The organism is Rhodococcus sp. R1101 (assembly GCF_000278445.1).
GTDB classification, from domain to species: Bacteria; Actinomycetota; Actinomycetes; order Mycobacteriales; family Mycobacteriaceae; genus Rhodococcus; species Rhodococcus gordoniae.
The window spans coordinates 1-4,977 of the sequence record NZ_AJVB01000279.1; the positions used below are offsets into that span (position 1 = coordinate 1).

Sequence of the window (4,977 nt, forward strand, 5' to 3'; positions counted from 1 at the left end):
GCTCGGTCAGCGCGTGGGTGCGACCGCCGTCCGGCGCGGCTCCGGGGATGTCGTCCTCGGGGATCGCGTGCAACAGCGGCGCCCACAACCTGATGTTGCCGTCGTCGTCGATCATGACGAAGACCACCTGGGAGTCGAGGATCACGACGAAGTCGCCGTCGGCGTCGACCGGCACGGGGCGGCCCAGGGCGTGGGCGAGGGCGTCGCTCACGCGCTCGCGCAGGTCGCCGAGGGCGGACGGTGGGTGGGCCTGCAGGAAGGCAGGATGCGGCACTTCTCCACGACCGCGCAGCACCGACACGATGTGACGGGCGAGCATGTCTGCCTCGGAGACGGGCCGGGTGACCGGCTCGGATCCGGCGACCTCGACGGTGGCACGCCCACCGGAGCCCGCCCGCACCCGCACGCAGGCCGCGGCGCCCGAGGCGGTCTCGGCGCGCAGCTCGAAAGCGTCGGATCCGGTGAGTTCGGAGATGCGCCGGGCGAGCTGCGACGCGTAGCGGGTCCAGTCGCGGTCGAGGGTCTCGTCGAATCTGTCGGTGTCGGTCACGCGCACTCCTCTCGAAGAGCAACTGCCGGGCAGGCGACACCGTACTCGTGGTGGACGACAACTCACCGCAGGCACGCGGCGTCGTGTGTCACCCGTGATGCCGCCGTGCGACCGCCGCCCACACCGCGACCCGCGACCCGCGTTCGAGGATGTCGACGATCGCGAATCCTGCCTGTGCGAGAACGGTGCTCACCGTCATCGAGATCGTCCCGGTGTCCTCCCCGGCCCTTGCTCCGTCGATCACCCACAACCGTCCGTCGTCGGTCAGCATCGGCGCGAGGGCGGCCACGGCCGCGGTGTCCTCGCGGAAGTCGGGGACGTTCACGGCGTAGATGCGGTCGAACGTCTCGCGGCCCACGAACTCGTGGATCCGGGCCGCGGTCGGTACCACGCGTAGCCGGGCGTCCGGACCGAGGTGTCCGGCGACCACACCGGAGGCCGGTCCGGTGTCGATCGCGAGAACCGACGTGCCCGGACGGAGATCGAGGACGTCGAGCAGGAACTCGACGTCCTCGATCCGGGACCGCTCGGTCATTCGACCCTGCGCAGCGTCCGTTTCCTGCGTCCGCCCGTGATGAGTGGGTCGCGTTGCAGATCCCGGTACAACGACACGCACAGGCCGATCATCACGAGGAGGAAGGGGGCGGCGGCGATGATCGTCATCGTCTGCAGGGCGTTGAGGGCTTCCGAGCCGCCGCTCCACAGCAGCAGTGCCGCAACCCCGCCGGTGAGTCCGCCCCAGAAGATCACCACCGTGCGCTGGGGTGCGAGGGTGCCGCGCTGGCTGAGAGTACCCATGACCATCGAGGCGGAGTCGGCTCCGGAGATGAAGAAGATAGCGATGAGCAGCATCGCGACGACCGTGGCGACACCGGTGAGCGGGAGGTTGCCGAGCACCCCGAACAGCTGCCCTTCGACGCTGTCGGCACCGGCGATGTCCAGGCCGTCCAGCTGCTGCCCGATGCCGGCGCCGCCGAAGATCGAGAACCACACGAGACTGACCAGGCTCGGGACGAGGATGACGCCCACGACGAACTCCCGGATGGTGCGGCCGCGGCTGATGCGGGCGAGGAACATGCCCACGAAGGGCGCCCACGAGACCCACCATGCCCAGTAGAAGATCGTCCAACTCGACAGCCATTCGCCCGCGGCGTCGTTGGATGCGGCCGTGCGGGCCGACATCCGGGCGAACTCGGCGGCGTACGCGCCGAGGGTGGTGGGCACCAGGTTGAGGATGAACACCGTGGGCCCGAGCACGAAGACGAACAGTGCCAGGACGGCGGCGAGGACCATGTTGATGTTCGACAGGTACTGGATGCCCTTGGCCACACCGGTGACTGCGGACGCGATGAACGCGAGAGTGAGCAGCGCGACGATCGCGACCAGCAGCATCACTCCCGCCGACTCGAGCCAGCCGGTGACCTCGAAACCCGATCCGATCTGCAGAGCGCCCAGACCGAGCGACGCCGCGGTACCGAACAGGGTCGCGAACAGGGCGAGGATATCGATGACCTTGCCGAGCGGACCTTCGGCCCGGCGTCCGAGGATCGGGATGAAGGCCGAGCTGATGAGCTGCTTGCGTCCCTTCCGGAAGGTCCCGTACGCGATGGTCAGACCGACGACGGCGTAGATCGCCCAGGGATGCAGGCTCCAGTGGAACATCGAGGTCGCCATCGCGATACCGGTGCCACCGATGGTGCCGGGTGGCGGTTCGACGAAGTGCGAGAGCGGCTCGGCGACACCGAAGAACATGAGGCCGATACCCATCCCGGCGGCGAACATCATCGCGATCCAGCTGACGGTGCGGAATTCCGGCTTCTCGCCGTCCCTGCCCAGCGGGATCCGCCCGTAGCGGCTCAGCGCGAGCCAGAGCGCGTAGAACACGAACGCGCTCGCCGTGAGGACGAACAACCAGCCGAACTCGACGACGACCCAGTCGAGGATGTTCCCGGTGACGGTCCCGAAGTTCTCGGTGGCGGCCAGGCCCCACACCACGATCGCCGCGACCAGCGCGGCAGAGACTCCGAAGACCACCTTGTCGGTCTGCGGCCGCTGCGCTGCGGACTCGGCTTCTACAGGAGCACCGGCACCCGAGATCTCCTCGGAGCCGGGCCGATCACCAGGCACGTTCATGCGACAAACCTTCCAAGTTTCGGCCGGCTTCGGAGCCGAATCACCGAACCCGAGGTGATAGTCACATTCCGGACGGGGTGTGCACCCTTTCCGCGCTGCTCACCGGCCGGTCAGCCTGCGCGCAGCGCGGCCGAGACGAAGTCGAGGATCTCGTCGTCGGACATCCCCAGGGCGCGCACCTCGGCGACGTACTCGTGGGTGGAACGCTGGGCCCGCGTGCGGGTGGGATCGCCCGTGTCGGCGACGAACGTCCCGGCCCGCCCGCGGGCCTCGAGCACCCCCAGCTTCTCCAGTTCGCGATAGGTCTTGGCGACCGTGTTGGGGGCGATGCCGAGCGTGTCGGCGAGGCCCCGCACGGTGGGCAGCTTCGATCCTGCGATCAGCTCACCCTCGTGTACCAGGTCGACGATGCGTCGGCGCAGTTGCTCGAACGGCGGGACGGTCGAGTCGGGATCGATGGTGAGGTCGAGCATTCTCGCAGGTTATCAGCGCTCGGTAACCCTCACCGGCGCTTCGGCCGAGGGCGCCTCGGCGGGGGCGTGGTTGTAGCTGCCGGTCTCGAGCAGGTCACGGATCTGGATGAGCAGATCGGTCTCGCTCAGCGGCTCGTCCTCGGGCTCCTTCTCCGGCGCGAAGCGTGCCTTGGCCGCGTTGACCGGCACGATGAGCACGAAGTAGACGACGGCCGCGATGATGAAGAAGTTGATCGCCGCGGAGATGACGGCGCCGAGGTTGACGAAGGTCGCGTCGTTCGACGACAGAAGGCGGAAGCCGAAGCCCATATCGTTGTCGCCGCCCACCGCCGCGACGAGCGGGTTCACGATGTGGTCGGTGAACGCCGTGACGATGGACGTGAACGCCGCACCGACGACCACCGCGACAGCGAGTTCGACGACGTTTCCGCGCAGCAGGAAATCCTTGAAACCTTTGAACATCGCGCTCCGTGCCTTTTCTCGAGAACTCACAAAACTTCAGGGCGCGGACATCGTATTGACGCGCTCCGGCACCTTCAACAGGGACGATTCGGGCGACACGGCTGCCGGCCGCATCGGAGCGAGGGGTCCGTCAGGGCAGAATCGGGCTATGGCAACCACGGCGACGATCTACCACAACCCGCGCTGCAGCACGTCACGCAACACTTTGGCGCTGCTGGAGGAGAACGGACTCGAACCCACCGTGATCAAGTATCTCGACACTCCGCCCTCTCTCGACGAGCTGCGTGGGCTGCTCGATGCGGCGGGTCTCACACCGAGCGAGGCGATCCGCAAGAAGGAATCGCTCTACAAGGAACTGAACCTGGCCGAAGCGTCCGAGGACGAACTGCTCGAGGCGATGGTCGCGAACCCGATCCTCATCGAGCGTCCGCTCGTCGTCACCGACAAGGGGACCGTGCTCGCCCGTCCCGTCGACAAGGTGCGCGAGATCCTCTGACGAGAACTGCACGCGAGGATCACAGGACCGCGCGCGCGAGCGGGCACGACATGCATCGCGGACCGCCGCGGCCGGAACCGAGTTCCGACCCGGCGATCCGCAGCACCTCGACCCCCGAATCCTCGAGCCGGGTGTTCGTCTCGACGTTGCGTTCGTAGGCGACGACGACACCGGGCGCCACGGCGAGGGTGTTGTTCCCGTCGTCCCACTGCTCACGTTCGGCCACAACGGAATCCAGACCGGTGTCGATGACGCGCAGCTTCTCGATTCCCATCGCGTCGGCGGCGGCCTCGAGGAAGGGGCGGGGCCCCGAGATCTGCACCGTCCCGTCTTCACGGTGGATGGTGAAGGCCTGCAGGCTGTCCCGGATCGCCGGATACATCACCACCGCGTCGACGTCGACCATCGTGCACACCGTGTCGAGATGCATCGACGCCCGTCGCTGCTCGATCGGAACGGCCAGCACCGTGTGCGCGAGTCCGTCGTCGAAAGCGCTGCGCGCCAATGCTTCCGCACCGGCCGGACTCGTCCTCTCCCCCACCCCGACGGCGACGACACCGGGCGCGAGCAGCAACACGTCGCCACCCTCGACGGGTGCGGTGTGCGATTCGTACGCGCGTCGCACGTGGAGGAACTGCGGATGGAAGGCGTAGATGAGGTCGGTGAGGCCGGTCTCGCGGCGGCGGGCGGGCAACGCCAGATTGGGGATCGCAACCCGTGATCCGAGCCAGAACGACGAGTCGCGCGTGAAGAGCAGGTTCGGCAACGGCGCGATGGCGAAGTCGGAGCCGTGGTGCATCAACCGCACGAGGGACGGAGCCGCGCCGCCGCCCACCGTGGGCAGTTCGTCGAAGGTCATGCCC

The 4,977-nt window shown here is 67.8% G+C and carries 7 protein-coding genes; 1 reads left to right on the forward strand and 6 read right to left on the reverse strand.

The features are described from left to right. The 5 genes from R1101_RS0115860 to mscL all read right to left on the reverse strand — a co-directional run. A partial coding sequence (locus R1101_RS0115860) for a T3SS (YopN, CesT) and YbjN peptide-binding chaperone 1 (protein WP_026003339.1) occupies window positions 1-550 on the reverse strand: 550 nt, incomplete at its 3' end. An 88-nt stretch (window positions 551-638) separates the two neighbouring features. Continuing rightward, complete coding sequence (locus R1101_RS0115865) at window positions 639-1,085, reverse strand: hypothetical protein (RefSeq protein WP_016934366.1); 447 nt, start codon at window positions 1,083-1,085, stop codon at window positions 639-641. Beyond that, window positions 1,082-2,683: a BCCT family transporter gene (locus tag R1101_RS0115870; protein ID WP_016934367.1), complete on the reverse strand. Its 1,602-nt coding sequence runs from the start codon at window positions 2,681-2,683 to the stop codon at window positions 1,082-1,084. Before R1101_RS0115870 ends, R1101_RS0115865 begins: the two co-directional genes overlap by 4 nt. Before the next feature lie 110 nt (window positions 2,684-2,793). Beyond that, window positions 2,794-3,156 (reverse strand): GntR family transcriptional regulator, encoded by a 363-nt coding sequence (locus tag R1101_RS0115875; RefSeq protein WP_016934368.1) that lies wholly within the window; start codon window positions 3,154-3,156, stop codon window positions 2,794-2,796. A 12-nt stretch (window positions 3,157-3,168) separates the two neighbouring features. Next, window positions 3,169-3,618: a large conductance mechanosensitive channel protein MscL gene (gene mscL / locus R1101_RS0115880; RefSeq protein WP_016934369.1), complete on the reverse strand. Its 450-nt coding sequence runs from the start codon at window positions 3,616-3,618 to the stop codon at window positions 3,169-3,171. Between the two features lie 148 nt (window positions 3,619-3,766). Here mscL and arsC point away from each other — a divergent pair, with 148 nt between their 5' ends. Beyond that, window positions 3,767-4,114, forward strand: coding sequence for an arsenate reductase (glutaredoxin) (gene arsC, locus R1101_RS0115885; protein ID WP_016934370.1), 348 nt, complete (start codon window positions 3,767-3,769; stop codon window positions 4,112-4,114). Window positions 4,115-4,133: 19 nt separating this feature from the next. On the opposite strand, the gene R1101_RS0115890 is transcribed toward arsC, so the two are convergent. Further along, window positions 4,134-4,977 (reverse strand): arginine deiminase family protein (locus R1101_RS0115890; RefSeq protein ID WP_026003340.1); only part of this gene is annotated, 844 nt, incomplete at its 5' end.

Excerpts from the sequence above, each read along its gene's own strand:
- R1101_RS0115865 (WP_016934366.1), bottom strand. The coding sequence starts at position 1,085 with ATGACCGAGCGGTCCCGGATCGAGGACGTCGAGTTCCTGCTCGACGTC.
- R1101_RS0115870 (WP_016934367.1), bottom strand. The coding sequence starts at position 2,683 with ATGAACGTGCCTGGTGATCGGCCCGGCTCCGAGGAGATCTCGGGTGCC.
- R1101_RS0115875 (WP_016934368.1), bottom strand. The coding sequence starts at position 3,156 with ATGCTCGACCTCACCATCGATCCCGACTCGACCGTCCCGCCGTTCGAG.
- mscL (WP_016934369.1), bottom strand. The coding sequence starts at position 3,618 with ATGTTCAAAGGTTTCAAGGATTTCCTGCTGCGCGGAAACGTCGTCGAA.
- arsC (WP_016934370.1), top strand. The coding sequence starts at position 3,767 with ATGGCAACCACGGCGACGATCTACCACAACCCGCGCTGCAGCACGTCA.